The sequence below is a fragment of the Micromonospora sp. Llam0 genome (genome assembly GCF_003751085.1).
Lineage (GTDB): Bacteria > Actinomycetota > Actinomycetes > Mycobacteriales > Micromonosporaceae > Micromonospora_E.
In genome coordinates, this window is sequence record NZ_RJJY01000001.1 from 3,790,354 (window position 1) to 3,814,718 (window position 24,365).

24 protein-coding genes are annotated in these 24,365 nt (G+C 70.7%); 14 read left to right on the forward strand and 10 right to left on the reverse strand.

Translation table 11 applies throughout. The features are described 5' to 3' along the window. Window positions 1-43: 43 nt before the first annotated feature. Entirely contained in the window at window positions 44-331 is a 288-nt protein-coding gene (locus EDC02_RS16510; RefSeq protein WP_123602738.1) for an Lrp/AsnC family transcriptional regulator, read from the forward strand. Between the two features lie 140 nt (window positions 332-471). Here the strand turns inward: EDC02_RS16510 and EDC02_RS16515 are convergent, their stop codons facing one another. The 4 genes from EDC02_RS16515 to EDC02_RS16530 all read right to left on the reverse strand — a co-directional run bounded on the left by EDC02_RS16515 (window position 472) and on the right by EDC02_RS16530 (window position 4,775). Continuing rightward, the gene (locus EDC02_RS16515; protein WP_123602739.1) at window positions 472-2,136 is read right to left on the reverse strand and encodes a cytochrome bc complex cytochrome b subunit; all 1,665 of its coding nucleotides are present in this window, start codon (window positions 2,134-2,136) and stop codon (window positions 472-474) included. Continuing rightward, window positions 2,133-3,239 carry a ubiquinol-cytochrome c reductase iron-sulfur subunit gene (locus EDC02_RS16520; protein WP_123602740.1) on the reverse strand — a complete coding sequence of 369 codons (1,107 nt, stop codon included), beginning with the start codon at window positions 3,237-3,239 and terminating at the stop codon, window positions 2,133-2,135. The genes EDC02_RS16515 and EDC02_RS16520 overlap by 4 nt, the downstream gene beginning before the upstream one ends. Next, on the reverse strand, window positions 3,236-4,096 hold the full coding sequence (locus EDC02_RS16525; RefSeq protein ID WP_123602741.1) for a cytochrome c: 861 nt from the start codon (window positions 4,094-4,096) through the stop codon (window positions 3,236-3,238). Before EDC02_RS16525 ends, EDC02_RS16520 begins: the two co-directional genes overlap by 4 nt. 79 nt (window positions 4,097-4,175) lie before the next feature. Continuing rightward, complete coding sequence (locus tag EDC02_RS16530) at window positions 4,176-4,775, reverse strand: heme-copper oxidase subunit III (protein ID WP_123602742.1); 600 nt, start codon at window positions 4,773-4,775, stop codon at window positions 4,176-4,178. A 107-nt stretch (window positions 4,776-4,882) separates the two neighbouring features. On the opposite strand from EDC02_RS16530, the gene EDC02_RS16535 reads away from it, so the two are divergent. The 5 genes from EDC02_RS16535 (at window position 4,883) to EDC02_RS40850 (ending at window position 9,017) form a co-directional block, all read left to right on the forward strand. After that, complete coding sequence (locus tag EDC02_RS16535; RefSeq protein WP_123602743.1) at window positions 4,883-5,788, forward strand: cytochrome c oxidase assembly protein; 906 nt, start codon at window positions 4,883-4,885, stop codon at window positions 5,786-5,788. A 73-nt stretch (window positions 5,789-5,861) separates the two neighbouring features. Next, complete coding sequence (locus EDC02_RS16540) at window positions 5,862-6,269, forward strand: hypothetical protein (RefSeq protein ID WP_123602744.1); 408 nt, start codon at window positions 5,862-5,864, stop codon at window positions 6,267-6,269. Window positions 6,270-6,361: 92 nt separating this feature from the next. Then, window positions 6,362-7,441: an anthranilate phosphoribosyltransferase gene (gene trpD / locus EDC02_RS16545; RefSeq protein ID WP_123602745.1), complete on the forward strand. Its 1,080-nt coding sequence runs from the start codon at window positions 6,362-6,364 to the stop codon at window positions 7,439-7,441. Between the two features lie 168 nt (window positions 7,442-7,609). Then, window positions 7,610-8,827: a glycosyltransferase gene (locus tag EDC02_RS16550; protein WP_123602746.1), complete on the forward strand. Its 1,218-nt coding sequence runs from the start codon at window positions 7,610-7,612 to the stop codon at window positions 8,825-8,827. 46 nt (window positions 8,828-8,873) lie between these two features. Next, window positions 8,874-9,017, forward strand: coding sequence for a hypothetical protein (locus tag EDC02_RS40850; RefSeq protein WP_199757658.1), 144 nt, complete (start codon window positions 8,874-8,876; stop codon window positions 9,015-9,017). A gap of 55 nt (window positions 9,018-9,072) precedes the next feature. Here the strand turns inward: EDC02_RS40850 and EDC02_RS16555 are convergent, their stop codons facing one another. Then, complete coding sequence (locus EDC02_RS16555; RefSeq protein WP_123602747.1) at window positions 9,073-9,498, reverse strand: cytochrome c oxidase subunit 4; 426 nt, start codon at window positions 9,496-9,498, stop codon at window positions 9,073-9,075. A 9-nt stretch (window positions 9,499-9,507) separates the two neighbouring features. Next, window positions 9,508-10,473, reverse strand: coding sequence for a cytochrome c oxidase subunit II (coxB, locus tag EDC02_RS16560; protein WP_370461456.1), 966 nt, complete (start codon window positions 10,471-10,473; stop codon window positions 9,508-9,510). Between the two features lie 197 nt (window positions 10,474-10,670). On the opposite strand from coxB, the gene EDC02_RS16565 reads away from it, so the two are divergent. The 3 genes from EDC02_RS16565 (at window position 10,671) to EDC02_RS16575 (ending at window position 12,927) form a co-directional block, all read left to right on the forward strand. After that, window positions 10,671-11,816: a cysteine desulfurase family protein gene (locus tag EDC02_RS16565; protein WP_370461457.1), complete on the forward strand. Its 1,146-nt coding sequence runs from the start codon at window positions 10,671-10,673 to the stop codon at window positions 11,814-11,816. A gap of 38 nt (window positions 11,817-11,854) precedes the next feature. Then, a complete protein-coding gene (locus EDC02_RS16570; RefSeq protein WP_123604854.1) occupies window positions 11,855-12,079 on the forward strand; it encodes a sulfurtransferase TusA family protein in 225 nt (74 codons plus the stop codon). A 233-nt stretch (window positions 12,080-12,312) separates the two neighbouring features. Continuing rightward, window positions 12,313-12,927: a class I SAM-dependent methyltransferase gene (locus tag EDC02_RS16575; RefSeq protein WP_123602749.1), complete on the forward strand. Its 615-nt coding sequence runs from the start codon at window positions 12,313-12,315 to the stop codon at window positions 12,925-12,927. Between the two features lie 10 nt (window positions 12,928-12,937). On the opposite strand, the gene EDC02_RS16580 is transcribed toward EDC02_RS16575, so the two are convergent. Next, window positions 12,938-13,186, reverse strand: a complete 249-nt coding sequence (locus EDC02_RS16580) for a hypothetical protein (RefSeq protein WP_148083485.1) — start codon at window positions 13,184-13,186, stop codon at window positions 12,938-12,940. 149 nt (window positions 13,187-13,335) lie between these two features. Between EDC02_RS16580 and EDC02_RS16585 the strand changes: the two genes are divergently transcribed. Beyond that, window positions 13,336-14,187, forward strand: coding sequence for a helix-turn-helix transcriptional regulator (locus EDC02_RS16585; protein WP_123602751.1), 852 nt, complete (start codon window positions 13,336-13,338; stop codon window positions 14,185-14,187). 53 nt (window positions 14,188-14,240) lie between these two features. Here EDC02_RS16585 and EDC02_RS16590 read toward each other — a convergent pair whose 3' ends face one another. The 3 genes from EDC02_RS16590 to EDC02_RS16600 all read right to left on the reverse strand — a co-directional run bounded on the left by EDC02_RS16590 (window position 14,241) and on the right by EDC02_RS16600 (window position 17,093). Next, window positions 14,241-15,218, reverse strand: coding sequence for a carbohydrate kinase family protein (locus EDC02_RS16590; protein WP_123602752.1), 978 nt, complete (start codon window positions 15,216-15,218; stop codon window positions 14,241-14,243). Window positions 15,219-15,390: 172 nt separating this feature from the next. Continuing rightward, window positions 15,391-15,759, reverse strand: a complete 369-nt coding sequence (gene erpA / locus EDC02_RS16595) for an iron-sulfur cluster insertion protein ErpA (protein WP_123602753.1) — start codon at window positions 15,757-15,759, stop codon at window positions 15,391-15,393. Window positions 15,760-15,926: 167 nt separating this feature from the next. Next, window positions 15,927-17,093 carry a glycerate kinase gene (locus EDC02_RS16600; protein ID WP_123602754.1) on the reverse strand — a complete coding sequence of 389 codons (1,167 nt, stop codon included), beginning with the start codon at window positions 17,091-17,093 and terminating at the stop codon, window positions 15,927-15,929. Between the two features lie 69 nt (window positions 17,094-17,162). On the opposite strand from EDC02_RS16600, the gene nadA reads away from it, so the two are divergent. From nadA to EDC02_RS41645, 4 genes are all read left to right on the forward strand, one after another. After that, a complete protein-coding gene (gene nadA, locus EDC02_RS16605; protein ID WP_123604855.1) occupies window positions 17,163-18,332 on the forward strand; it encodes a quinolinate synthase NadA in 1,170 nt (389 codons plus the stop codon). Between the two features lie 280 nt (window positions 18,333-18,612). Further along, window positions 18,613-20,037 carry a UDP-N-acetylglucosamine 1-carboxyvinyltransferase gene (gene murA / locus EDC02_RS16610; protein ID WP_233606405.1) on the forward strand — a complete coding sequence of 475 codons (1,425 nt, stop codon included), beginning with the start codon at window positions 18,613-18,615 and terminating at the stop codon, window positions 20,035-20,037. 147 nt (window positions 20,038-20,184) lie between these two features. Then, entirely contained in the window at window positions 20,185-20,832 is a 648-nt protein-coding gene (locus tag EDC02_RS16615; protein WP_123602755.1) for a DUF3043 domain-containing protein, read from the forward strand. Window positions 20,833-21,086: 254 nt separating this feature from the next. Beyond that, entirely contained in the window at window positions 21,087-24,323 is a 3,237-nt protein-coding gene (locus EDC02_RS41645; protein ID WP_233605967.1) for a WG repeat-containing protein, read from the forward strand. Window positions 24,324-24,365: the final 42 nt, after the last annotated feature.

Here is a 24,365-nt window from a genome sequence, read left to right on the forward strand (position 1 = left end):
AGTAACATCGGCGGCGGACGCCGGTGAGAGACGGAGGACCCGCGTGATCACTGCCATCGTGCTGATCGACTGCTCCACGGACTCGATCCCGGAGGTGGCCGAGGCGCTCGCCGGTCTCACCGGGGTGAGCGAGGTCTACTCGGTGGCCGGGCACGTCGACCTGATCGCCATCGTCCGGGTACGGGAGTTCGACCAGATCGCCGACGTGATCGCCGGGCGGATCTCGAAGGTGCCGGGCGTGCTCAACACCGAGTCGCACATCGCCTTCCGCGCCTACTCGCAGCACGATCTGGAGGCGGCCTTCGCCATCGGCCTGGCCGACGCTGACTGACCGCTGAGCTGACTGACCGCTGGCTGGCGGCGGCGTTGATCTTGCCGCAGAGCCGGTTGATCTGGCCGCAGAGCCGACAGTCGTCCGCGCCCGCCGGCAAGGGGCGACGGGCACGGACGACTGTCGTGGGTACGGGCCGATCAGCGGCTGCCGCTGCTGATCTCCTCCCGGTCGGCCGGCTTCTTGTCCTTGTCGGCCGGCGGCAGATCGGCCGGCTGTTCCTCGGCCGGGTCGATCGCCACATGCGTCGGCGGTGGAACCTGCGCCGGCTTCTCGATCGGGAAGAAGAAGCCCTTGACGGCCGGGCCGAGCGCGCCGAGCCGGTTCATCTTCTTCGGCACCACCCAGCCGACGTACTCCAGCTTGCCGTGGCCGTGCTCGTCGGTCGGTCCCAGCGGCTGGTGCACCTCGACGAAGCGGCCGTCGGGCAGCCGTCGGATGACGCCGGTCTCGACGCCGTGCGCCAGCACCTCCCGGTCGTGCTGCTGCAGACCGAGACAGATCCGGTAGGTGACGTAGTAGGCCAACGGTGGGAGCAGGATCAATCCGATCCGGCCGGCCCAGGTCATCGCGTTCAGGCTGATGAAGAACTTGTCGGCGAACACGTCGTTGCCGCCGGAGATGGTCAGCACGATGAAGAAGGTGACGGCCATGGCACCGACGGCGGTGCGGGCCGGCACGTCCCGGGGTCGCTGCAGCAGGTTGTGGCTGGCCTTGTCCTTCGTGTACCGCGCTTCGAGGAACGGGTACGCCAGGGAGAGCATGACCAGGATGCCGGGCAGCACCACGGTCGGCCAGAACAGCGGCGGGATCACGTACCCGTCGCCGATCGGGATGGTCAGCTCCCAGGCTGGCATCAACCGGGTGGAGCCGTCCAGGAACATGACGTACCAGTCGGGTTGGCTCGCCGCCGAGACGACGGCGGCCTCGTACGGGCCGAACAGCCACACCGGGTTGATCTGGAAGATACCCGCCATCAGGGCGACCACCCCGAAGACGATCATGAAGAAGCCACCCTGTTTGATCGCGTAGCGGGGGAACATCCGCTCGCCGACCACGTTGTCGTTGGTCCGTCCCGGACCGGCCCACTGGGTGTGCTTCTGCTTGAAGACCAGGCCGAGGTGTGCGCTGATCAGCGCCACCAGCAGCCCGGGGATCAGCAGTACGTGGGCGATGTAGAACCGGCTGATGATGATCGTGCCCGGGAACTCGCCGCCGAAGATCGACGAGGTGACCCAGGACCCGATCACCGGGATGGACAGCATGATCGCCGACGCGATCCGCAGCCCGGTGCCGGACAGGCCGTCGTCGGGCAGCGAGTAGCCGGTGAAGCCGGCGAGGAAGCCGACCCAGAACAGCAGCGAGCCGATGATCCAGTTGGCCTCACGCGGCTTGCGGAACGCGCCGGTGAAGAACACCCGCAGCATGTGCACCACGATCGACGCCATGAACAGCAGCGCCCCCCAGTGGTGCATCTGCCGCATGATCAGGCCGCCCCGGACGTCGAACGAGATGTCCAGCGTCGACGCGTACGCCGCCGACATGGGGATCCCGCGCAGCGGGGCGTAACTGCCGTCGTAGACGACCTCCTCCATCGACGGGTCGAAGAAGAAGGTCAGGTAGACACCGGTGAGCAGGACGACGACGAACGAGAAGAGCGCGATCTCGCCGAGCAGGAACGACCAGTGGTCCGGGAAGACCTTGTTCAACAGCTTGCGCAGCGGGGTAGCTGCCTGGAACCGGTCGTCGAGCTGCCCGGCGGCCTTGCCGGGCAGCGCCCGGGCGTCGAACTTACGGCGTTTCATGGCCGCTCCCAGAAGTCGGGTCCGACGATCTCGGTGTAGTCGGAGGTGGCGACGAAGAAGCCCTCGTCGTCGACGGAGATGGGCAGCTGCGGCAGCCGACGGCTGGCCGGGCCGAAGACCGGCTTGGCGTTGTCGGTGATCAGGAACTGCGACTGGTGGCAGGGGCAGAGCAGCCGGTTGGTCTGCTGCTCGTACAGGCTCGCCGGACAGCCCGCGTGGGTGCAGATCTTCGAGTACGCGATGTAGTTGCCCCACATGTAGTCGGGCTTGCCCGCCGACTCGTTGTTCTCCCGGGCGGTCCGGGCGTCGTCCAGCCGCAGGTGGATCAGCAGGGTCGGCGAGTCGGCGTACCGGTTGGTGTGTCCGCCGGGAATCCCGGGGAAGACCGTCATCTGACCACCGACGCTGACGTCGGCGGGCCGGATCGGCGAGCCGTCCTCCCTGGTCAGCCGGACCAGCTCGGTGCCGCCACCGACCGTCTCGACCGGCTCCCAGCCGGTGGTGGCCATCTGGTTGTCGGTGTGCGGATCCCGGATCAGGCCGCCGACCAGCGGAGCGGCCGCGACCGCAGCGACCGGAGCCAACCCGGCCAGCAGCGACACCCCGAGCAGCGGGCGGCGCTTCACCCCGAGCTCGTCCACCATGTAGGTGAGCGTGCCGCCGGTGATCTTGCGGTCGTCCGGGCTGGACGGGCCGTCGTGCCGGTCCTGGATCGCCACCTCGTGGGGCAGCAGCTTCTTGCCCCAGGTGAGGATGCCGACGCCGATGGCCAGCAAGGTCAGCCCGAGGCTGACGCCGAGCAGCGGAGTGTAGAACTTGCTGATCCCGGTGCCGAGTTCGTACTCCCAGGGCCACCAGATGAAGACCACCAGGAACGCGGTCGCGGTGAGCCCGGCGAGCAGGAACAGCCCGGCGACGAACCGGCTGATCCGCCGTTCCGCCCTGGTGCCGGGCACCGGGAACGGGGGCTCGTAGTGGACGATCTCGATGTCGTCGCGCCGGGCGCCCTCGCTCAGCACGTCGAATGACGTCAGCCGGGGGTCGTCCAGGCTGACCTGCGCTGGCTGGCGGTGCTGCTGGGTGGTGTCGATGTCGGTGCTCATGACTTCCCCGCAATCCACAGGCTGGCGAAGACCAGCGCGGTGATGCCGACCAGGAAGATGGCGATGCCCTCGGTCACCGGACCGTACCGGCCGAGGTTGGCCAGCCCGCCCGGGTCACCGTCGGTCTTCAGCCCTTCCTGCACGAAGGCGATGATGTCCCGCTTCTGTTCGGGGGTGAGCTGGTTGTCCCCGAAGACCGGCATGTTCTGCGGACCGGTCAGCATGGCGGCGTACAGCTGCCGGTCGGTGGCCGGCTCCAGGCTCGGTGCGTACTTGCCGGAGGACAGCGCGCCGCCGCCGCCGCTGAACGCGTGGCAGGACGAACAGTTGATCCGGTAGAGATGGCCGCCGACGGCGATGTCACCACCGGTGCGCAGCATCTCGCCGTCCGGCATCTGCGGGCCGCCGCCCAGCTCCTGGATGTACTGGCCGAGCTGGCGGATCTCATCCTCGGTGAAGACCACCGGCTTGCGCTCGGCCTGGGCCTCCTGCCGGGCCATCGGCATCCGGCCCGTGCCGACCTGGAACTCCACCGACGCCGATCCGACACCGATCAGGCTGGGGCCGCGTCCCTCGACGCCCTGGGCGTTGCGCCCATGGCAGGAGATGCAGCTCTGGTCGAACAGCGCCTTGCCGTCCTCGGCCGCCTGGGACAGCTGCGGGGTGTCCTGCGCCTGCAGGCCCGGGGCGAAGACGGTGTACGCACCGCCGGCCAGGAACAGCGCGGCGAGCAACCGGACCGCGGTGCCCAGCCGGCGGCGGCCCCGGCCTCGCGGCGTGGCCCGCCCGCTGCGCAGCCGGGCGAGGAGACCGCGTCCGCGGTCGGCTCGCCGGTCGGCGGGGGTGTCAGATGTCATTGACCTGAATCCTTGTCGGTTTTGCGACCTGCCTGGTCGGCACGACGCCGCACCATCACGGTGAGTGACCGCTTGATGATCATTGCAGCCAGTAGATCATGAAGTAGAGGCCGATCCAGACCACGTCGACGAAGTGCCAGTAGTACGACACGACGATGGCCGAGGTCGCCTGCGCCGGGGTGAACCGCCCCATCGTGGTACGGACCATGTAGATCAGGAAGGCGACCAGGCCGCCCGCCACGTGCAGGCCGTGGAAGCCGGTGGTGAGGTAGAACACCGAGCCGTACCCGTCGCCGTTGATCTTGATGCCGTGGTGGACCAGTTCCCGGTACTCGTTGATCTGGCCGAGCAGGAAGATCAGGCCCATCACGAAGGTGATCGTGAACCACCGCCGCAGCGCGTGCACGTCTCCCCGCTCCGCGGCGAACACCCCGATCTGGCAGGTGACCGAGGAGGCCACCAGGATCGCGGTGAAGACCGTCGCGTACGGGATGTTCAGCTGTGGGGTGTGCTCCTCCCACATGCTGTAGTCCGCCGCGCGGATGGAGAAGTACATCGCGAACAGCGCCGCGAAGAACATCAGTTCGCTGGAGAGCCACACGATCGTCCCGACGCTGACCATGTTCGGTCGGGTCAGCGAGTGGATCCGGCTCTTGTCAATCGCTGGGGCCGCAGTCACGCGGTCATTATTGCTGCCGGTCAGTGCCCACGGACGGCGGGGTGGCAAACCCGACCCGCTGGAGGGCCGGATAACGTCGACCGAGGCCGCTGGCCTAGCCTCGTCACGTGGCAGATGTCGCTGCGATCGCCGTCCCGCCGTTCACGGTCTCGGCCCTGTTCACCGAGATCCAGCTGACCAACTGGCTGGCGCTGGTGCTCGTCGTGGCCGCCGGCCTCTATCTGTACGGGGTGCACCGGCTACGACTGCGCGGTGACCGCTGGCCGGTGTCACGCACCGTACTGTTCATCGGCCCCGGGCTGGGGGGCATCGCCGCCGTCACGGTGAGCGGGCTGGGCGCGTACGACACCACTCTGCTGTCGGTGCACATGGTCCAGCACATGGTGCTGTCGATGATCGCGCCGATCTTCCTCGCCCTGGGCGCACCGGTCACCCTGGCGCTGCGCACCCTGCCCGGCACCCCGCGACGCCGCCTGCTCGCCGTCCTGCACAGCCGGTACGTCCGAGTGGTCACCTTCCCGCTGGTCGCCTTCGGCCTGTTCGTCATCAACCCGTTTGTGCTGTATTTCACTGATTTGTACAGGTTGACCCTGGAAAGCAGCCTCGCCCACGAGTTCGTCCACGCCCACTTCATCATGACCGGCTGCCTGTTCTTCTGGCCGCTGGTCGGGCTCGACCCGCTGCCCGGCCGCTGGCCGTACCCGGCCCGGGCGCTGCTGATGGTGCTCTCCGTGCCGTTCCACACCGTGCTCGGGCTCACCGTCATGCAGAGCAGCACCCTGTTCGGCGACGACTGGTACCCGTCGCTCGGGCTGACCTGGGCGGACCCGTGGGCCGACCAGGAGGTGGCCGGCGGCATCCTGTGGGCCGGTGGGGAGTTCGTCAGCGTCACCATGCTCGCCGTGCTGGTGGTGCAATGGATGCGCCAGTCCGAGCGGGAAGCCCGACGCATCGACCGGGAACTCGACCGTCAGGAGGCGCGACAGGCCCGCGCGGTGGCCGCCGCCGACTGACCCGCTCGCCGGACGCGACCCGGACGGACGGTACGATCAGCGCGCAGCTACGAGGTGGGAGTCGAGCGAGAAGATGACCGAGCGCGTGCACACCGTCCTGCTCTACAGCGACGACCCGCAGGTACGGGACCGGATGCGGCTGGCCGTCGGCACCCGCCCCGCCACCGACCTGACCGTCGAGTTCGTCGAGGCGTCCGACTACGCCGGGTGCGTCCGGCTGGTCGACGAGTACGAGATCGACCTGATGCTGCTCGACGGTGAGGCCACTCCCGGCGGCGGGCTCGGCATCGCCCGGCAGATCAAGGACGACCGCGCCGACGCGCCGCCGACCTGCGTGGTGATCGCCCGCGCCGCCGACCGCTGGCTGGCCTCGTTCGCCGAGGTCGACGGCACCCTGATGCACCCGCTCGACCCGGTAACCACCGGCCAGACCGTCGCGGGCATGCTGCGCGGCCGGTCCGGCAAGCTGCCCGCCGCCTGACCCGCGCGCCACGGCACCGGCACCGGCTGCATCGCATCACGGCACCACCCACGCCCCCACCGCACCGCCCCATCGCATCTGGGAGAGGCCCCATGGGTGAACGGTCCTGGCCGAATCTGCTCAACGCGCTGCTCGCCGGCGAGCAGCTCTCCACCGCCGACACCACCTGGGCGATGGGCGAGATCATGACGGGCTCCGCCACACCCGCGCAGATCGCCGGCTTCGCCGTTGCGCTGCGGGCCAAGGGTGAGACGTCAGCCGAACTGGTCGGGCTGGTGGAGGCGATGATCGCCAACGCGGTGCCGGTCGGTCTGCCGGTCGGCCTGCGCGCGGAGACGGTGGACGTGGTCGGCACCGGCGGGGACCGGGCCCACACGGTGAACATCTCCACCATGGCCGCGATCGTCACGGCGGCCGCCGGTGCCCGGGTGGTCAAGCACGGCAACCGGGCGGCCTCGTCCTCGTGCGGCGCCGCCGACCTGCTGGAGCACTTCGGTATCCCGCTCGATCTGGGGCCCGAAGGGGTGGCCCGGTGCGTGGCCGAGGTCGGCATCGGGTTCTGCTTCGCCGCCCGGTACCACCCGGGGATGCGGCACACCGGGACGACCCGGCGGGAGATCGGCGTACCGACCGTATTCAACTTCCTCGGCCCGCTGACCAACCCGGCCCGGCCCCGGGCCGGGGCGATCGGCTGTTTCGACACCCGGATGGCGCCGGTGATGGCCGAGGTGTTCGCCAGCCGGGGCGACACCGCGCTGGTGATGCGGGGTGAGGACGGCCTCGACGAGCTCAGCACCGCAGCCCCGACCAGGGTCTGGTTCGCCGCCGACGGCGTGGTCCGCGCGATGGTCGTGGACGCCGCCGAGGACCTGGGGGTCGCCCGCAGCGCCCCCGGTGATCTCCGTGGCGGGGACGCCGCCTTCAACGCCGACGTCACCCGCCGGCTGCTCGACGGCCAGGCCGGTCCGGTCCGGGACGCGGTGCTGGTCAATGCCGCAGCGGCGCTGACCGCTCAGGCGGTACAGACCGGCGCCGCGCCGGGCGCCGAGTTGCTGGAGACGATGCGGGGGCAGTTGAGCCGGGCCGCCGAGGCGGTGGACAGCGGCGCGGCCGCCGCGCTGCTGGACCGGTGGGTGCAGGTAGCCAAGTCGGCGGGTGCCACTACCGGGTGACCGCCGGCTGAGACTTCTGGGGCCGGTGAGATCTTTGGGGCACTCTCACAGCCAGCTACTAGTATATTCCCGGCTTTGCCCCTTTTATCCGCAGATTTGATGACGTAGCGTAATCACTGACCGCAAGGGTGCGGCGTCCCCCGCCCCCTCCCCCCTTTGAGGTCAGCGATGTTGCGGATCTTCCTCACCGCACTGGTCGTCCTCGGCGGTGTCTTCCTCGTCTCCCTGCTGGTCGCGTTCGGCTACGGTCTGCTGCGCCCGGAACGGGTCCACCGCGCCGCCCGGGCACGCGGCGCCAACCACCCCCGGTACGGCCCGGTACGGCACGATCAGGTGGCCATCCTCGTCGCCTGCCGCAACGGTGCCGGCACCATCGGCGCCGCGGTGGCCGCAGCGCTCCGTACCGGGGCACCGGTTTTCGTCGTCTCCGACGCCTCGACCGACGACACCGCCCGCCGCGCGGCCGAGGCCGGCGCCGACGTGCTGGACCTGGCCACCAACGTCGGCAAGCCGGCCGCCTTGCACGCCGGGTACCGGCACTTCCAGCTCGGCGCACGGTTCCGGGCGGTGGCGATCCTCGACGACGACGTGATCATCGCCGAGAACTTCGTCACCGAGGCGCTGGCCACAATGACCGACCAGGTGGCGATCGCGGTCGGCCACAACGTCACCTGGTGGCCACGTGAGCACCGGTGGAATCCGTGGCTGGCCAAGCGGGCCTACAGCTACTGGAACTACCAGCTGTTCCTGCGCCGGATCCAGAGCCACTTCAACGTGATGAACTGCATCTCCGGCTCGAACTCGCTGTACCGGGTGGAGCTGCTCGACCGGGTGCTGCCGCAGCAGCCGCCGTACATCGTCGACGACACCTACTGGGTGCTGGAGACCCACCGCCGCGACCTGGGCCGGGTCGTCTACGCGCCCCGGGCAACCGCGCTGTTGCAGGACCCGACCTCACTACGCGACTGGTACAAGCAGAATCTGCGCTGGCTCTGGGGCACCTTCCAGGGCATCCTCGGTCACCGGGTGGGCCGGCAGGTCAGCACCTTCGACTACGCGTACCTGCTGCTGATCCTGCACTGGGTGCTGTACGTGGCGGGTGCCCCGCTCACCATCTGGGTGCTGGCCACCGCCGGACCAGGGCTGCTGACCGGGCTGCTGATACTGGCCGCCGGCCAGGGTGTCTGGGTGGCACTGGCCGCCTGGCGGCTACGCCACCCGCAGTTGCTGCTCCTACTCCCGCTGATCATGGTCGCCGACCTGATCTACCGGGTGATCTTCGTCCACGCGGCGGTCAAGGCCATCCGCCGGCCCACCGTCGACCGCTGTGTCTGGTCCTCGCCGGAGCGGATCGGCACCCCGACAGCCGCCGCCAGCACCACGTGAACCAGTCAGCACAGCTCGAACCATCTTGAACGCCTCAGGAGGCACAATGTCCGCGAGTCAGGACCTTCCGGTCACCGGAGCACCGGCCGCAGCCATCGGGCTGGTCGGCGCGATCTCCCTCGCCATCGGTACGGCGCTGGTCGCCGTCGCCGGCTGGGGTGCGAAGCTGCGCCGCCGCAACAACCGGTGACGGTCGGTCGGCTCAGCCGAAGCCGGCGACGAACCGGCTCAGTGCTCGGCCCGGCTCAGTGCTCGGCGGTACGCCGGGTGCCGGTGTAGTACTCGAACAGCAGGCCGGCCGCGGTGGCGATCACCGAGAGCAGCCCGAAGATGAGCAGCCACCACTGCCAGAACACCAGGCCGAGACCGGCGACGGTCGCGGCCAGCGCCACCCCGAACGGCCAGTAGCTGCCCGGGCTGAAGAAGCCGACCTCGCCCGCTCCGTCGGAGATCTCAGCGTCCGGCCGGTCCTCGGGGCGCAGATCGATCCGGCGCGACACGAACCAGAAGAAGCCGCCACACATCGTGCAGAGCAGGAAGGACAGGATCAGCGCCGTGGTACCGATCCACTCGACGTGCCCGAGCTGCCCGTAGGTCCACGCCGGGTAGACACCGGACACGACGAGCAGGAACGCCGCGACGATGCCGAACAGTCGCCACTCGGTCTTCATGACCGGCCCTCAGCTTCCCGCGCCCTGGGCGCTCGCGTTACCGAAGTTCTGCGCGTCCCGCTTGGTATCGAACGGGAAGGTCGTCACCGCGTACGGCTCCTCCCCGATCGCGGCCAGCGCGTCCGGCGTCGAGCTACCGGCCTGCTTCGCCGCGATGAACTGGTCGTACTGCTCCGGGTCGACCACCCGCATCTCGAAGTTCATCATCGAGTGGTACGTGCCACACAGCTCGGCGCACCGGCCGACGTAGGCACCGTTCTGTTCGATGGTCACCTCGAACTGGTTGCGGATGCTGCCCGGGAAGACGTCCCGCTTGAACAGCAGCTCCGGCACCCAGAACGAGTGGATCACGTCGGTGCTGGTCTCCTCGAACCGGATGGTCCGCTCCGACGGCACCACCAGCACCGGGATGATGTCGGACGAACCGACCGTCGACGCCACCGTGTTGGCGTCCTCGCCGACCCCGTCACGGTAGTTGAACTGCCAGTTCCACTTGAACGCGACGACCTCGACGGTGACGTCCGGGTCCTCGCTGAGCCGGTCGACGTCGGTCTGCACCACGGCCGTGTAGTAGAACAGCACCGACACGATCAGGATCGGCGCGATGGTGTAGAGGAACTCCATCGGCATGTTGAACCGGGTCTGCACCGGCAGCTGGTCACCGCGCTTGCGGTACCGGATGATGCACCAGAAGATCAGGCCCCAGACGAAGACGCCGACCGCGAGCGCCGCGATCACCGAGGCGATCCACAGGTCGTACATCCGGTGGGCCTGCGGGGTGATGCCCTGCGGCCAGCCGAAGCCACCGAACGCCGCCCCGACGTCGCAGCCAGTGAGCAGGGTGAGCAGTGCCGCGCCGCCGATACCGAGCCCGACGGCCCGCAACCGGAGCTGACGCCGCCCGGACGCGGGCCACGCCCGCGTCGGTTGCCGGCCGGCAACCGACGACTGCCCTGCTGAATCGCTTGCGACCACCTGGTCCTGCCTCCCTCGCGGTGCCACCGATGCCACCTGTGGCAACCGGATCGACCTGGCCACGCGTGACGACATCGGCGATCAAAGGCGTCACCGACGGTCGCAGATTACTCGACCCGACCGGTCACCATCGGCGTGGGGTCTGGTTTGTCACCCGCCACGACCACCGGCGGCCCAGCCCACGGCCGGTACCGTCGGTGGCTGTGGACTATCTCGACGCCGCGACCGCCGCACCGCTGCACCCGGTCGCCCGCGAGGCACTGTCGGCGGCGCTGACCGACGGCTGGGCCGACCCGGCCAAGCTGTACGCCCGCGCCCGCCGGGCCGGTCAGCTTCTCGACGCGGCCCGGGAGGTCACCGCCGACGTGCTGCGGGTCCGCGCCGACGAGATCTCCTTCACACCCAGCGGTACGGTCGCCGCGCACGCCGCCGTACTCGGCGGTCTCGCCGGGCGGCGTCGGGTCGGGCGCACCCTGGTGCACTCGGCGATCGAGCATTCGGCGGTACTGCACGCCGGGCAGCGGCACACCGCCGACGGCGGCGAGGCGGTGCCGGTGCCGGTGGACCGGCTCGGCCGGATCGATCTGGCCGCCTGGTCGGCGGCGGTGGCCCGGCCGGGTGTGGCGTTCGCCGCACTGATCAGCGCCAGCCACGAGGTGGGTACGGTCCAACCGGTCGCCGAGGCGGCCCGGGTGTGCGCCGCGCACGAGGTGCCGCTGTACGTAGACGCCGCCCAGTCGGTGGGCCGGGTGCCGGTGCCGGACGGCTGGTCGGTGCTGACGGCCAGCGCCCACAAGTGGGGCGGGCTGCCGGGCGTCGGGGTGCTGGTGGTCCGCAAGGGCACCCGGTGGGAGTCGCCCTACCCGGCCGACGAGCGCGAGTTCGGCCGTACGCCCGGAGCGGTGAACCTGCCGGCGGTGGTCGCGTCGGCGGCGGCGCTGCGCGCGGTGGCCGCCGAGGCGCACGCGCAGGCCGCCCGGTTGTCGGCGCTGGTGGACCGGATCCGCGCGACGGTGGCCGCGACGGTGCCGGACGTCGAGGTGGTCGGTGACCCGACCGACCGGCTGCCGCACCTGGTCACCTTCTCCTGCCTGTACGTCGACGGCGAGGCGCTGCTACACGCGCTGGACCGGCGCGGCTTCGCCGTCTCCTCCGGCTCGTCGTGTACGTCGTCGACGCTGCGCCCGTCACACGTGCTGGAGGCGATGGGGGTGCTGTCGCACGGCAACGTCCGGGTGTCGCTGCACCGGGACACCACCGACGCGGAGGTGGACCGGTTCCTGGCCGAGCTGCCGCAGGTGGTGGCCGACCTGCGGGCCGAGGCCGGGGTGGTCGGGCTGTGACCGGCGACGACGCAGTGGCTCAGCCCCCTGGCGGCGAGGTGGCGGAGACTCTCGACTGCCTGGGCCAACGCTGCCCGCTGCCGGTGATCGCGCTGGCCCGGCGGTTGCCGCAGCTGCCGGTCGGGTCAGTGGTCCGGGTGCTGGCCGACGATCCGGCGGCCGCCCTGGACATCCCGGCCTGGTGCCGGATCCGCGGTCAGGAGTTCGTCGCCGCGTCGACCGTCGCCGGCTCCCCCGCCTTCGACGTCCGCCGCACCAGCTGAACTGTCCGCCGCACCCACTGCGCGGATGGTGGCGCCACCGATGTGAGGCTGAGATACCTAATCTGCTCGTTGATACGTATCTCAGCCTCACATCGGCGTGGCCTCGATAGCCGGTTGAGACACCTCTTCGAGATACACCTCAACCGCCTCCCGGCGGAGCGCACGTCTTTGGCCGGTTCGGCCAGGCCTGTTGGTCCACGGCGCCAGGCCCAGCCGGATACTGGCGTGCGAGGATGGCGGGCGTGGGCACGCAGAACGGGTGGAGCAAGCTGTTGGAGTCCAACCCTGGGCACTCACAGTGGTACGTCGACCGGTTCCGGTCGCTGGCCCGCGACGGGGCCGACCTCGACGGTGAGGCCCGGCTGGTCGACGCGATGCTGCCCCGTACGGCGCGAGTACTGGACGCCGGCTGCGGTCCCGGCCGGGTCGGCGCGGCGCTGGCCGCCGCCGGTCACGACGTCGTCGGCGTCGACCTGGACCCGGTGCTGATCGACGCCGCCCGGCAGGACCACCCGGGCCCGCGGTGGCTGGTCGGCGACCTGGCCGAGTTGGACCTGCCCGCACAGGGCATCACCGACGGCTTCGACGCGATCGTCAGCGCCGGCAACGTCATGACGTTCCTGGCTCCGGACACCCGTCAGGAGGTGCTGCGCCGGATGCGGCTGCACCTGCGCGACGGTGGCCGGATCGTGGTCGGGTTCGGCACTGACCGGGGCTATCCGGTCACCGACTTCCTGGCCGACATGCACGCCGCCGATCTGGTCGAGGACCTGCTGCTGGCGACCTGGGACCTGCGCCCGTACCGCGACGACTCCGATTTCCTGGTCGCGGTGCTGCGGCCGGCCTGACCTCCGCCGGTCAGGTCAGCCGGCGACCGTCGGGCGGGTCGACCCACACCAGTCGTACGGGGTGGACCATCCCGTACAGCCGCAGTGCTGCCTTGACACCACTGAACGGGTTGGGCAGGCCGCCGTTGGTCGGTACGACCACGGCTTCGTCGTCGAACGCCAGCCCCCAGCCGAGCACTCCGCCGTCCTCGCCGGCCTCGGTCTCCGCACAGATGGCGAAGCGCGCCGGCACCTGCTCGGACGCCTGCTCTGTCATCATCTGCCGGACACCCTCAGGCGTCTCCGACTGACGTCCTACCTCGTCGAGCCCCATAGCAGCCTCCTTCGAACGTTTATGGATACGTATAGGTTAGCGGCTACGGATGTGCTCGGCTAGACTTATCTGGGTACGAGAATCGGGAGACGGTGATGGACACTCAGGTGGATCCACTTGCGCTACGTTGGCTGCTCGGCGTGGAACTGAGTCGGCACCGGCGAGCGGTGCAGCTCAGCCTCAGCGAACTCGCCGCCACAACCGGGATCGGCAAACCCAAGCTCGGACACATGGAATCCGGTCGCTACCATCAGGCACCGGACGACGTGCAGGTTGTCCTGCATGCCTGCGGAGTACCGGCGACAACCGTCCAGCAACTGGTGACGCTGGCCGCTGCACGGGCGGACGCCAAGTCCTGGCTGAGTCGCTGGACGGACCTGATTCCGGGCTTCCTCCGGACGTACGTAGGGTTGCTCGACATGGCCGAGCGACTCTTCACGTTCGAGCCGATGGTGGTGCCTGGGCTACTCCAGTCCCGCGACTACGCTCAAGCACTGACCTCGGCCAACCGCTTCTACCGGCCCGATCAGGCACAGTCGTTCGCCGAGTTCCGGCAAGTGCGGGCAAGCAGGCTGGCTGCCCGGCATGATCTGACCTTCCAGACCGTGATCGGCGAAGCTGCCATCCGCACACCCGTGGGCGAGCCGTCGATCCGCCAGGCACAGCTGGAGCATCTGATAGACGTGGCTCGCGGCGGACGAGTCACCTTACAGTTGCTGCGGCCCGAGGACGGCCCGCATCAGGCCAGCGCCATTGGGCAGTTCGCACTACTCGAGTTCGGTCACGGCATCCGGCCGGTGGCATACACGGAGCTTCTCGACGACGCCATATTCGTACATGACCTCGATCGGGTCCGCACGTACCAGTGGGTCGCCGACAACCTTCGCGAGCTCGCACTCCCACCCGCCGAGACGCTCACCCATCTACAAGCGGAGCTGACCCGGTAGGCCCCCGATCAACGTGAGCTTGCCCAGGACCGAAGATCAGCGGGCCGGCCGAGTCAGGCCGGCAGGTGGGCGCGGACGTCGTCGGCGACGGCGTCGCCGTACGAGTCGGCGAGCCGCTTGACGAAGATGTCCGGCTTGACGGCGTACTCCTGTGGTCCGGTGGTCTCCAGCACCAGCGCGGCGAGCAGGCAGCCGACCTGCGCGGCCCGTTCCAGACCGAGGCCCCAGCCGAGGGCGGCGAAGAAGCCGGCACGGAAGCCGTCACCGACACCGGTCGGGTCGTCGGCGACCACGTCACGGGCCACCGGTACGTGGATCCGCTCGATGCCCCGGCCAGTGATCTCCACCCCGTCAGCACCGAGCGTGGTGACCCGTACCGTCACCAGGTCGAGCACCTGGTCGCCGGTGAGGCCGACCTTGCTCTCCAGCAGCGACCGCTCGTACTCGTTGGTCAGCAGATACTCCGCCCCGTCGATGAGCTGCCGGACGTCCTCACCGCTCATCCGGGCCAGCTGCTGCGACGGGTCGGCGGCGAACCGGTAGCCCCGGGCCCGGCACTCGGCCGAGTGGCGCAGCATCGCCTCGGGGTCGTTGGCGCTGACCAGCACCAGTTCGAGGCCACCCACCCGGGCGGCGACCGGTGCCAGCTCGATGTTGCGGGCCTCGCTCATCGCACCGGCGTAGAAGGACGCGATCTGGCACAGGTCGTCGTCGGTGGTGCAGACGAAGCGGGCGGTGTGCGCCAACTCGCTGACGTGCACCGAGTCGCAGTCGACGCCGTGGCGTTCCAGCCAGGAACGGTAGTCGGCGAAGTCGGCGCCGACCGCGCCGAGCAGCACCGGGCGCAGACCGAGCTGGGCCATCCCGAAGGCGATGTTCGCCGCCACCCCGCCCCGGCGGACGACCAGGTCGTCGACGAGGAACGACAGGGACACCTTGTCCAACTGGTCCGCGATGAGCTGACCCGCGAACCGGCCGGGGAAGTGCATCAGATGGTCGGTGGCGATCGAGCCGGTGACGGCGATCTTCATGTCGGCCCTCGGGTGTCGGGGTGGGGAATCGTGCGCGGGCCAGCTTACCGGTACGGGGACCGTCAGAACCCGTACCGTTCTCGAATCGGCACGATCACCACGCCGTCAGCCGACGTCCGAGTCGGGGTATCCCCGGCCCCGGACGTGGCTGCGGACACGTACGCCCGGCGGCTCAGTGGAAGGAGTCGCCGCAGGCACAGGAGTTCTGCGCGTTCGGGTTGTCGATGGTGAAACCCTGGGCGTCGATCCGGTCCGCGAAGTCGATCTTCGCGCCGGTCAGGTACGGGGCGCTCATCCGGTCCACCACGACCTCGACGCCGCCGAAGTCGTCGACGATGTCCCCGTCCAGCGACCGCTCGTCGAAGAACAGCTGGTACCGCAGGCCGGAGCAGCCACCGGGCTGTACGGCGACCCGAAGCCGCAGGTCGTCGCGGCCTTCCTGGTCGAGCAGTGCCTTGACCTTCTCGGCCGCCAGGTCGGTGAGGACGACGGTGGTCGAGGCGGCGGTCTCGGCCGTTTCGGACTGCGCTGATGTGCTCACGTGAAGGTCTCCCCTGCGACGGTGCGAATTCGTCCGTATCAGGTAACGCTAACCGGCCGGGCCACGATTCCCAATCCGGGTGGCCACAATCCGTACGTGATCCGCCGCGCATCCCACCATCCGGAAGATCACCGGAAACTCACCGCCCCGTGGCCGTCGGCACGCCGTCAGCGGCTCCACTGGCCGGCCAGCCGGGCGGCGATCCCGCGCAGCCCTTCCGCCGGCCGGGCCAGCGCCTGAGCCAGCCCACCGCCGGTCTCGCCGCCGAAGTGGTCCACCAGGGCGTACGCCTCGGTGACGCCGGCCGCGGCCGACTCCCGCCGGCCGGTGGACACCTGGCCGGCGAGCACCACGCAGGGCAGTCCCCGGTCCCGGGCCGCGCCGGCCACCCCGGCGACCACCTTGCCGCGCAGCGACTGGTGGTCGAACGACCCTTCGCCGGTGATCACCAGGTCGGCGGCGTCCAGCGCGGCGGGCAGCCCGATCAGCGCGGTGACCAGGTCGATGCCGGACTCGCACCGCCCGCCGAGGGCGAGCAGCGCGGCGCCGATGCCACCGGCGGCCCCGGCCCCGGGCAGCGCGGCCAGCTGCGGCGGGCAGCCGGGCAGGCCCGCGACCAGGGTGCCGGCGAACCGCTGCAGCGCGGCGTCGAGCAGCAGTACGTCGGCCCGGTCGGCACCCTTCTGCGGCCCGTACACGTTGCTGGCCCCGTGCAGCCCGGTCAGCGGGTTGTCGACGTCGGTCGCGGCGACCAGCTCGACCCCGCGCAGCCGGGGTACGCCGTCGAGGCGGTCGACCCCGGCGAGGGCCACGCCGCCGTACGGCAGGGCGTAGCCGGCGGCGTCGAGCGGGGTGACCCCCAGCGCGGTGAGCATGCCGGCTCCGGCGTCGTTGGTGGCCGACCCGCCGAGCCCGACGACCACCCGACGGGCACCGTGTTCGACCGCCGCGACCAGCAGCAGCCCGAGGCCGTACGAGGTGGTGTGTTTCGGGTCACGTTCGGCTTCGGTGAGCAGGTGCAGGCCGCACGCCTGGGCGCTCTCCACGTACGCGGTCGGGCCGGCGGTCGCGCTCCCGCCGGCCCCCGGGCCGTCGACCAGCAGAATCTCACCGCCGACCGGCCGGCCGAGCGGGTCGACCGTCGGTACCGGGACCCGCCGGCCGGCGGTCGACTCGGCCAGCACCTCGACGAATCCCGGACCACCGTCGGACAACGGGCGCAGCACCAGCTCGTCGGTGGGCGCCCGGTCCCGCCACCCGGTGGCGACGGCGGCGGCCACCTCGGCGGCGGTCAGGGTGCCGGCGAACTTGTCCGGACAGATCAGGACCCGCATGGTCTGGCAGTGTGGCAGGCCACACTTGGGCTGGTCGCAGGCGGGCGGACCTGTGCGAGCATGGATCTCGTGACTTCGACGTGGGTTGAGCCTTCCAGCACCGCGACCGCCCTGTTGCTGCTCGGCCGGGGCAGCGACCCGGCCAGCGAGCGCGGCGTCGACTGTCCAGGGGAGCTCCCGGCACCCAGCGACCCGGACCTGGTCGCCCGGGCCACCGCCGCCAAGGCCGCGCTCGGCGACCGGGTCTTCGTGCTCGGTCACCACTACCAGCGCGACGAGGTCATCCAGTTCGCCGATGTCACCGGCGACTCGTTCAAGCTGGCCCGGGAGGCCGCCGCACGGCCGTCGGCCGAGTTCATCGTCTTCTGCGGTGTGCACTTCATGGCGGAGAGCGCCGACATCCTGACCGGCGACGCCCAGCGGGTGATCCTGCCGGATCTGGCCGCCGGCTGTTCGATGGCGGACATGGCGGCTCTCGGCCAGGTGGAGACCGCCTGGGAGGCGCTGGCCGACGCGGGCGCGGCCGGCTCGACGGTGCCGGTGACGTACATGAACTCGTCGGCGGACATCAAGGGCTTCGTCGGCCGCAACGGCGGGGTGGTCTGCACCTCGTCGAACGCCAAGCGCGCGTTGACCTGGGCGTTCGAGCGCGGTCAGCGGGTGCTGTTCCTGCCGGACCAGCATCTGGGCCGCAACACGGCGGTGCTGGAGATGGGACTGGACGCCGACGACTGCGTGCTCTACGACCCGCACAAGCCCGGTGGTGGGCTGACCGCGCAGCAGTTGCGCGAGGCGAAGATGGTGCTCTGGCGGGGGCACTGTTCGGTGCACGGCCGGTTCACCCGCAGCAGCGTCGACGAGGTACGGATGCGGGTGCCCGGGGTCAACGTGCTGGTCCACCCGGAGTGCCGCTACGAGGTGGTCACCACCGCCGACCAGATCGGCTCGACGGAGTACATCATCCGGACCATCGAGGCCGCCCCGGCCGGATCGGCGTGGGCCGTGGGCACGGAGCTGAACCTGGTCCGCCGGTTGGCGCTGGCCCACCCGGACAAGCAGGTCATGTTCCTGGACCGGACGGTCTGCTACTGCTCGACGATGAACCGGATCGACCTGCCGCACCTGGTGTGGGCGTTGGAGGAGCTGGTCGCCGGCCGGGTGCCGAACCAGATCACGGTCGAGCCGCGTACGGCGCATTTCGCGCGGGTCGCGCTGGACCAGATGCTGGCACTGCCCTGATCGGACAGCCACCTGATCGGATAGCTGACACCGCACCGTCAGGTCACCCAACGTAGTCTAGGTCCTACGTATACGTGCCGTCGTTCCCGAATTCGTGCCAATCGCAGCCGCTGCGGGATCCCACTTTCATCACGGAGCGCTATGCTGCCTCAGGCGACGAACGGGCAGCGCGGATCTTCGATGCTCCCCGGTGACAGACGGTAACCGGATGTCACTCGAGGTCCACCGACCGCCGGCTCCGTACGCGGGTCGTCCGGTTTCACCCACCGCCGGCCGGGACATGTTCATCCCATCTCGCCGGGCCAGCTCCACCCCACAAGACGGCAGCATCGACGCGCTGGAGGTTCCCTTGACCGACGACGTCCTGATCGTGCATGGCGGCACCCCCCTGCACGGGCAGATCCGGGTCCGAGGCGCCAAGAATCTCGTCTCCAAGGCGATGGTGGCCGCACTGCTCGGCGATGAGCCGAGCAGGTTGTACGACGTACCGCGGATCCGCGACGTCGAGATCGTCCGTGGCCTGCTCGAACTGCACGGGGTCAAGGTCAGCGACGGTGCCGAGGACGGCGAACTGGTGCTCGATCCGGCCAATGTGGAGAGCGCCTCGTTCGACCAGATCAACGTACACGCCGGCTCCAGCCGGATCCCGATCCTGTTCTGCGGCCCGCTGCTGCACCGGCTCGGCCACGCGTTCATCCCGGACCTCGGCGGTTGCCACATCGGTCCCCGGCCGATCGACTTCCACATGCAGGCGCTGCGCGAGTTCGGCGCGGTCGTCGAGAAGACCCCGCAAGGGCTGCACCTGACCGCGCCCAACGGTCTGCACGGCACCAAGTTCGAGCTGCCGTACCCGAGCGTCGGCGCCACCGAGCAGGTGCTGCTGACCGCCGTGCTCGCCGACGGGGTGACCGAGCTGCGCAACGCCGCGGTCGAGCCGGAGATCGTCGACCTGATCTGCGTCATGCAGAAGATGGGCGCGATCATCAAAGTGCACACCGACCGGGTGATCGAGATCCACGGCGTTCCCCGGCTCGGCGGCTACTCGCACCGGCCGATCCCGGACCGGATCGAGGCGGCCAGCTGGGCGGCGGCGGCGCTGGCCACCGGCGGCGACGTCAACGTGCTCGGCGCGCAGCAGGCCGACATGATGACCTTCCTGAACGTGTTCCGGTCGGTCGGCGGCGCGTACCAGGTCACCGACGCCCGCCCACCGCGCGTCGGCAGCGCCGGCCAGGAGGGCGGCATCCGGTTCTGGCACCCGGGCAACGAGCTGCGCGCGGTGGCCCTGGAGACCGACGTGCACCCGGGCTTCATGACCGACTGGCAGCAGCCGCTGGTCGTCGCGTTGACCCAGGCCCGTGGGCTGTCGATCGTCCACGAGACGGTGTACGAGCAGCGGCTGGGCTACACCGAGGCGCTCAACACGATGGGCGCGACGATCCAGGTCTACCGGGAGTGCCTGGGCGGGACCCCGTGCCGCTTCGGTCGCCGCAACTTCAAGCACTCGGCGGTGATCGCCGGGCCGAGCAAGCTGCACGCCGCCGACCTGGTCATCCCGGACCTGCGGGCCGGGTTCAGCCACCTGATCGCGGCGCTCGCCGCCGAGGGCACCTCCCGGGTGTACGGCGTCGACCTGATCAACCGGGGGTACGAGGACTTCGAGGCCAAGCTGGCCGACCTCGGCGCCCACGTGGAACGCCCCTGATCCGACGCGACCCGTCGCTGATCCGACGCGTCCACGCCCGGATCCGACGTACCCGTGCCCGGTTCGTGCCCTCGCGGCCCGAACCGGGCCGGGCGTCCGGTGCCCTCGCCCGCCGGCCGGCGGGCGACGACCGGGTGCGAGGTGCGGATGACGCACCTGGTTGGCTACCCTTCACGCGTGCCGTCGCTGTTTCGCCGCAAGTCCGCCGATGTCGTGGAAGCCGATCTGCCGGAGGACGATGTTCCCCCGTCGCAGGAGGATGCCGCGTCCGTCCGTGCCCGCCGGCACACGCCGAGCAAGAAGGAGCTCGGTGTGGTCACCCCGAAGCGGCCGGCTGCCGGCCGCCGACCGGCGGCGAACGCCAAGCCGCTGACCAAGCAGGAGGCCCGCGAGCAGCGGCGGGCCCGGCGGTCGGCGATCTCGGAGGAGTTCCGGCGCGAGGGCGGGCCCCGCGACCGGGCCCCGGAACGCGGACTCGCTCGCGACGTGGTGGATTCCCGGCGTACGGTCGGCACCTGGTTCTTCGGCGGCGCGCTGCTCGTGCTGATCGGGTCCGGGCCGACGATGCCACCGGTGGTGCAGTTGGCGTCGAACCTGCTCTGGGTGACGCTGGCGGTGCTGGTGGTCCTCGACTCGGTGCTGATCTCCCGCCGGATTCGTAAACTGGTCCGGGAGCGGTTCCCGAAGGCGGACCAGCGGATGGGCGGCCTGTACTTCTACGCCATCATGCGCGCGATGACATTCCGCCGGATGCGCACCCCGATCCCCCGGGTGGAGCTCGGCGACAAGATCTGACCTGCCCGGCAGGCGCGGAAAAGACACTGTTTCGATTCAGTACGGGCGGTTCGGTGGCGTCGACCGAGCCTGCGCGGCTACCCTCCATCCGCAACCACGCCGCCACTGGGCCGGGGGGACCCGATCGGGTTGCCACGGTCACTCAGCGAGTATTCGACGAGGTGACACGCCGTGAGCGAGCCACACGGACCGCTGACACGGTTCTCGCCTGCCCGGCGGGCCGCCCGTAACGACACCCGCGGCGAGGTGCCGGCGTGACCGAGGGGTACTTCGACCGCCGTTGGCAATCCTGGCAGTGGGAGGACGACGGCGCACCGGACCGTTCGGCCGACGGACATCGTGACGTCGGCTGGGACGACGACGACCGGTGGGAAGCGATGCGCCGGGCGCGGGACCACCGGCCGCAGGAGCCGGGCTGGGTCACCGATCCGACCAACGAATGGGTGCCGCTGCCGGGTCAGCGGTACCCCGGCGACAACGGCGCGGGTCGGTCGGTCCGGCGGGAGCCGACCAGCCGCGGTGTCAGCCGTGGGCGAGCCAACGTCTACCAGTCCGGTTCCGGATCCGGGCGGGCACCTGTCAGCGACCGGACAGACCAGCCCCCGGCCCGCAGGCCGCAGTTTGACGCCGACCGGGCCCGGCGGGATGGTCACCGCGAGGCGCCACGCCCGAACGAGCCTGCGCCGGAGGCCGCCGGGGCCGCCGGCTGGTTCGCCGAGGGCGGCCAGCAACAGCCGTCCCAGACCGACGGGACCGGCCGTCGGCAGCACCCCGACGACGTGTTCCACCAACGCCGCCGGCATCCGGACGATGTCTTCCACGAGCGCCCGTACCCACCGGAGCGACGCCGTGGCGGGCCACCCGCCGAGCGGGACCGGCCCCAGTGGCAGCCGGCTGAGCCGTTCGACCGGGACCGGCCGCAGCCTCGTGATCAACGGCCGCCGGTGCGGCCGGACGGCCCGGCGTCCCGGTGGGACCAGCACCACCGGGGAGGCCCACCGGACGGCCCTCGCCGGGACGGACAGCAGCCCTCGGACGCCGACCCGCGCCGCGCACCGCAGCGCTGGCACGCGCCGCCACCACCGGCACCCGCACCACCGGAGGCACCGGCGCCGGATCGCCCGGCTGCCGGCCGCCCGCCCGCCCGGCAGCCGGGACCGGACGAGGTGTACCGGGTCAAGCCCGCCGCCCAGGCGTCCCCGCCGGCACCCACGCCGGCACCCACGTCTCCGGCGGCACCGCCCCGGCCAGCCGATCCGGTCGCCCCGTCCCGTCCGGCAGCGTCCCAGGAGCGTCCAGCAGCGCCTCCGGCGCGTCCGATCTCCGGCGCGGTCCCGCCACCGCCGGGTCGGATGCCTGCGGGAGGGCCGGGCACCGACGGCCGGGGCCACCGACCGGATCCGGGTCAGACCGGCGAGCAACTGCCGATTCCGGTCTCCGCCCCGGCCGGGCCGCCCCCGGAGTTCCGGGTACAGACGCCGACCGGCGAGCACCCGCAGATCCGGCCGGTCCCCCGAGGAGAGGATGCTGCCGAACCGGAGTACGTGGTACGGGCCAAGGCCGAGCCGCGGCACGCCCCGCCGCCGTACATCGTGCGCCCGCAGCCGGACCAGCCAGCACCGCCACGACCGGTGCAGGTCTCCCCGGCGGTGCCCGTGGCTGCCCCGCCGACGCCGGTCTCTCCCACCGCCACACCGTCCGGTCGGGTTCCATCGGAGGCCCCGGCTCCGGTCCCACCAGAGGCCCCGGCCCCAGCCGACATCCCGGCCCCGGCCGACATCCCGGCCCCGGCCGACATCCCGGTGTCACCGGCCGCCGCGCTGGTACGGCCGGACCCAGCGCCCGCTGCGGAAACCTCCACTGCTGCGGACGGCGACGGCGGACCGCCGTCGCTGCCCGATCCGGCCGGCACCGACCCGGCCGGCACCGACCCGGCTGCCGGACTCACCGACGATCCGACCGGTACCGCCCCGGACGACAACGGTGGCGGGTCCCGCTCCGGCCCTGCCGGGCCGCCGGCGAGTCCGGACACCGTCCTACCGGTCACCGGGACCGCCGCCGGTTCGGCCACGGCGCTCGGCGCACCCACCATGCTGGCCCCGCTCGTACAACCGGACCAGCCGACCGACGAACCCGACCCGGCGCCGGATCCCGAGACCGCAGCGGACGAGACCGAGTCCCAACTCAGCGACCCCGAACAGCTGTTGTCGTCGTACCACTGGCGGTTCCACCACGAGACGCTGCGTGAGCTGGTGGACAATCCCGACGAGTTCCGGGCCATCCGGGACCGGCTCACCGAGAAGATCGAACCGGCGACTGACAACGCCACCCGGGCTCGGCTGTTGAGCCTGCGGGCGGTCGTCTCCCGGATTCTCGGCGACCTCGGCAAGGCACTGGCCGACGCCAAACTGGCGCTGGCGCACGCCGAGGCGACCGGGGAGCTACGCCGGGTCGCGATCGCTCAGGCGCGGCTGGCCCACGTGCTGCAGTGGCGGGGTGACTTCGCCGAGGCGGACCGGTTGTTCGAGGAGGCCAACTCGGCCGAGCTACCGGACCGGCTCCGGGCCACGATGCACGAGCACGCCGGTCGGTCCTGCTACGACCAGGGCCGCTACATGGAGGCGTGCAACCACTTCGAGCGTGCGCTGGAGCTGCGCAAGGTCGAGGATCCGGACCTGATCGCGCGTACCGAGCTGGCGCTGGACGCGGTGTTCGCCAAGGTCGCCGAGAACGGTTGGGGGCCGTACCCCCGGGACCGGGAGGAGATTCTGCGGCTGCACCGGCCGCCGCGACCGACCTTCAGCGACCGGGCCCAGCAATGGGGGTACGCGGGGGTCGACGGTGAGCTGGTGATCGCTCCCGGCTACGCCGACGTCCAGCCGTTCCACGAGGGGGTGGCCTGGGTCCGCCGGCCGGAGGCCAAATGGTGGGAGCTGATCGACGAGTCGGGGACGACGGTGATCGCGCCGACCGCCGGCTACATCGGGGTCGGCTCGTTCTCCGACGGACTCGCCTGGGTCACCGCCGACGGCACCGGCAGCTGGATCGCCATCGACCGGAACAACACCGTGGTGATCGGGACCGGCTTCGAGGACGTACGCCCGTTCCGGCGCGGCGTCGCGGTGGTCCGGCGCGGCGGCTGGGGCGCGGTCGACAAGACCGGCCGGATGCTGCTCCCGCCCCGGTTCGGCGGCTTCCCGACCGCGCTCACCGACGGCCGCTACATCGACGGCTTCACCGACGAGGGTTTGGCGATCATCGACTCGGGTGGGCGCAAGGGCGTGGTCGACCGGTCCGGACGGATGGTCGTACCACCGGTGCATCCGGCGATGGCGATCCATCCGGTGGCGTTCCTGGTCGCGGCCCCCGACGGGCACTGGGGGGCGTTGGACCGGCGCGGGGAACCGCTGATCGACCCGGTGCTGCCCAGCCGCGCGGACGTGATGGACGAGATCGACCGGCTGCTGGCCGACACCAAACCGCTGCTGTGACGCTGCGGTACTCGGCGCCCGTACCGGACAACCGGTCCGTCG

Excerpts from the sequence above, each read along its gene's own strand:
- EDC02_RS16515 (WP_123602739.1), bottom strand. The coding sequence starts at position 2,136 with ATGAAACGCCGTAAGTTCGACGCCCGGGCGCTGCCCGGCAAGGCCGCC.
- EDC02_RS16520 (WP_123602740.1), bottom strand. The coding sequence starts at position 3,239 with ATGAGCACCGACATCGACACCACCCAGCAGCACCGCCAGCCAGCGCAG.
- EDC02_RS16525 (WP_123602741.1), bottom strand. The coding sequence starts at position 4,096 with ATGACATCTGACACCCCCGCCGACCGGCGAGCCGACCGCGGACGCGGT.
- EDC02_RS16540 (WP_123602744.1), top strand. The coding sequence starts at position 5,862 with ATGACCGAGCGCGTGCACACCGTCCTGCTCTACAGCGACGACCCGCAG.
- trpD (WP_123602745.1), top strand. The coding sequence starts at position 6,362 with ATGGGTGAACGGTCCTGGCCGAATCTGCTCAACGCGCTGCTCGCCGGC.
- EDC02_RS16550 (WP_123602746.1), top strand. The coding sequence starts at position 7,610 with ATGTTGCGGATCTTCCTCACCGCACTGGTCGTCCTCGGCGGTGTCTTC.
- EDC02_RS40850 (WP_199757658.1), top strand. The coding sequence starts at position 8,874 with ATGTCCGCGAGTCAGGACCTTCCGGTCACCGGAGCACCGGCCGCAGCC.
- EDC02_RS16555 (WP_123602747.1), bottom strand. The coding sequence starts at position 9,498 with ATGAAGACCGAGTGGCGACTGTTCGGCATCGTCGCGGCGTTCCTGCTC.
- EDC02_RS16575 (WP_123602749.1), top strand. The coding sequence starts at position 12,313 with ATGGCGGGCGTGGGCACGCAGAACGGGTGGAGCAAGCTGTTGGAGTCC.
- EDC02_RS16580 (WP_148083485.1), bottom strand. The coding sequence starts at position 13,186 with ATGATGACAGAGCAGGCGTCCGAGCAGGTGCCGGCGCGCTTCGCCATC.
- EDC02_RS16585 (WP_123602751.1), top strand. The coding sequence starts at position 13,336 with ATGGACACTCAGGTGGATCCACTTGCGCTACGTTGGCTGCTCGGCGTG.
- EDC02_RS16590 (WP_123602752.1), bottom strand. The coding sequence starts at position 15,218 with ATGAAGATCGCCGTCACCGGCTCGATCGCCACCGACCATCTGATGCAC.
- EDC02_RS16600 (WP_123602754.1), bottom strand. The coding sequence starts at position 17,093 with ATGCGGGTCCTGATCTGTCCGGACAAGTTCGCCGGCACCCTGACCGCC.
- murA (WP_233606405.1), top strand. The coding sequence starts at position 18,613 with ATGTTCATCCCATCTCGCCGGGCCAGCTCCACCCCACAAGACGGCAGC.
- EDC02_RS16615 (WP_123602755.1), top strand. The coding sequence starts at position 20,185 with ATGACGCACCTGGTTGGCTACCCTTCACGCGTGCCGTCGCTGTTTCGC.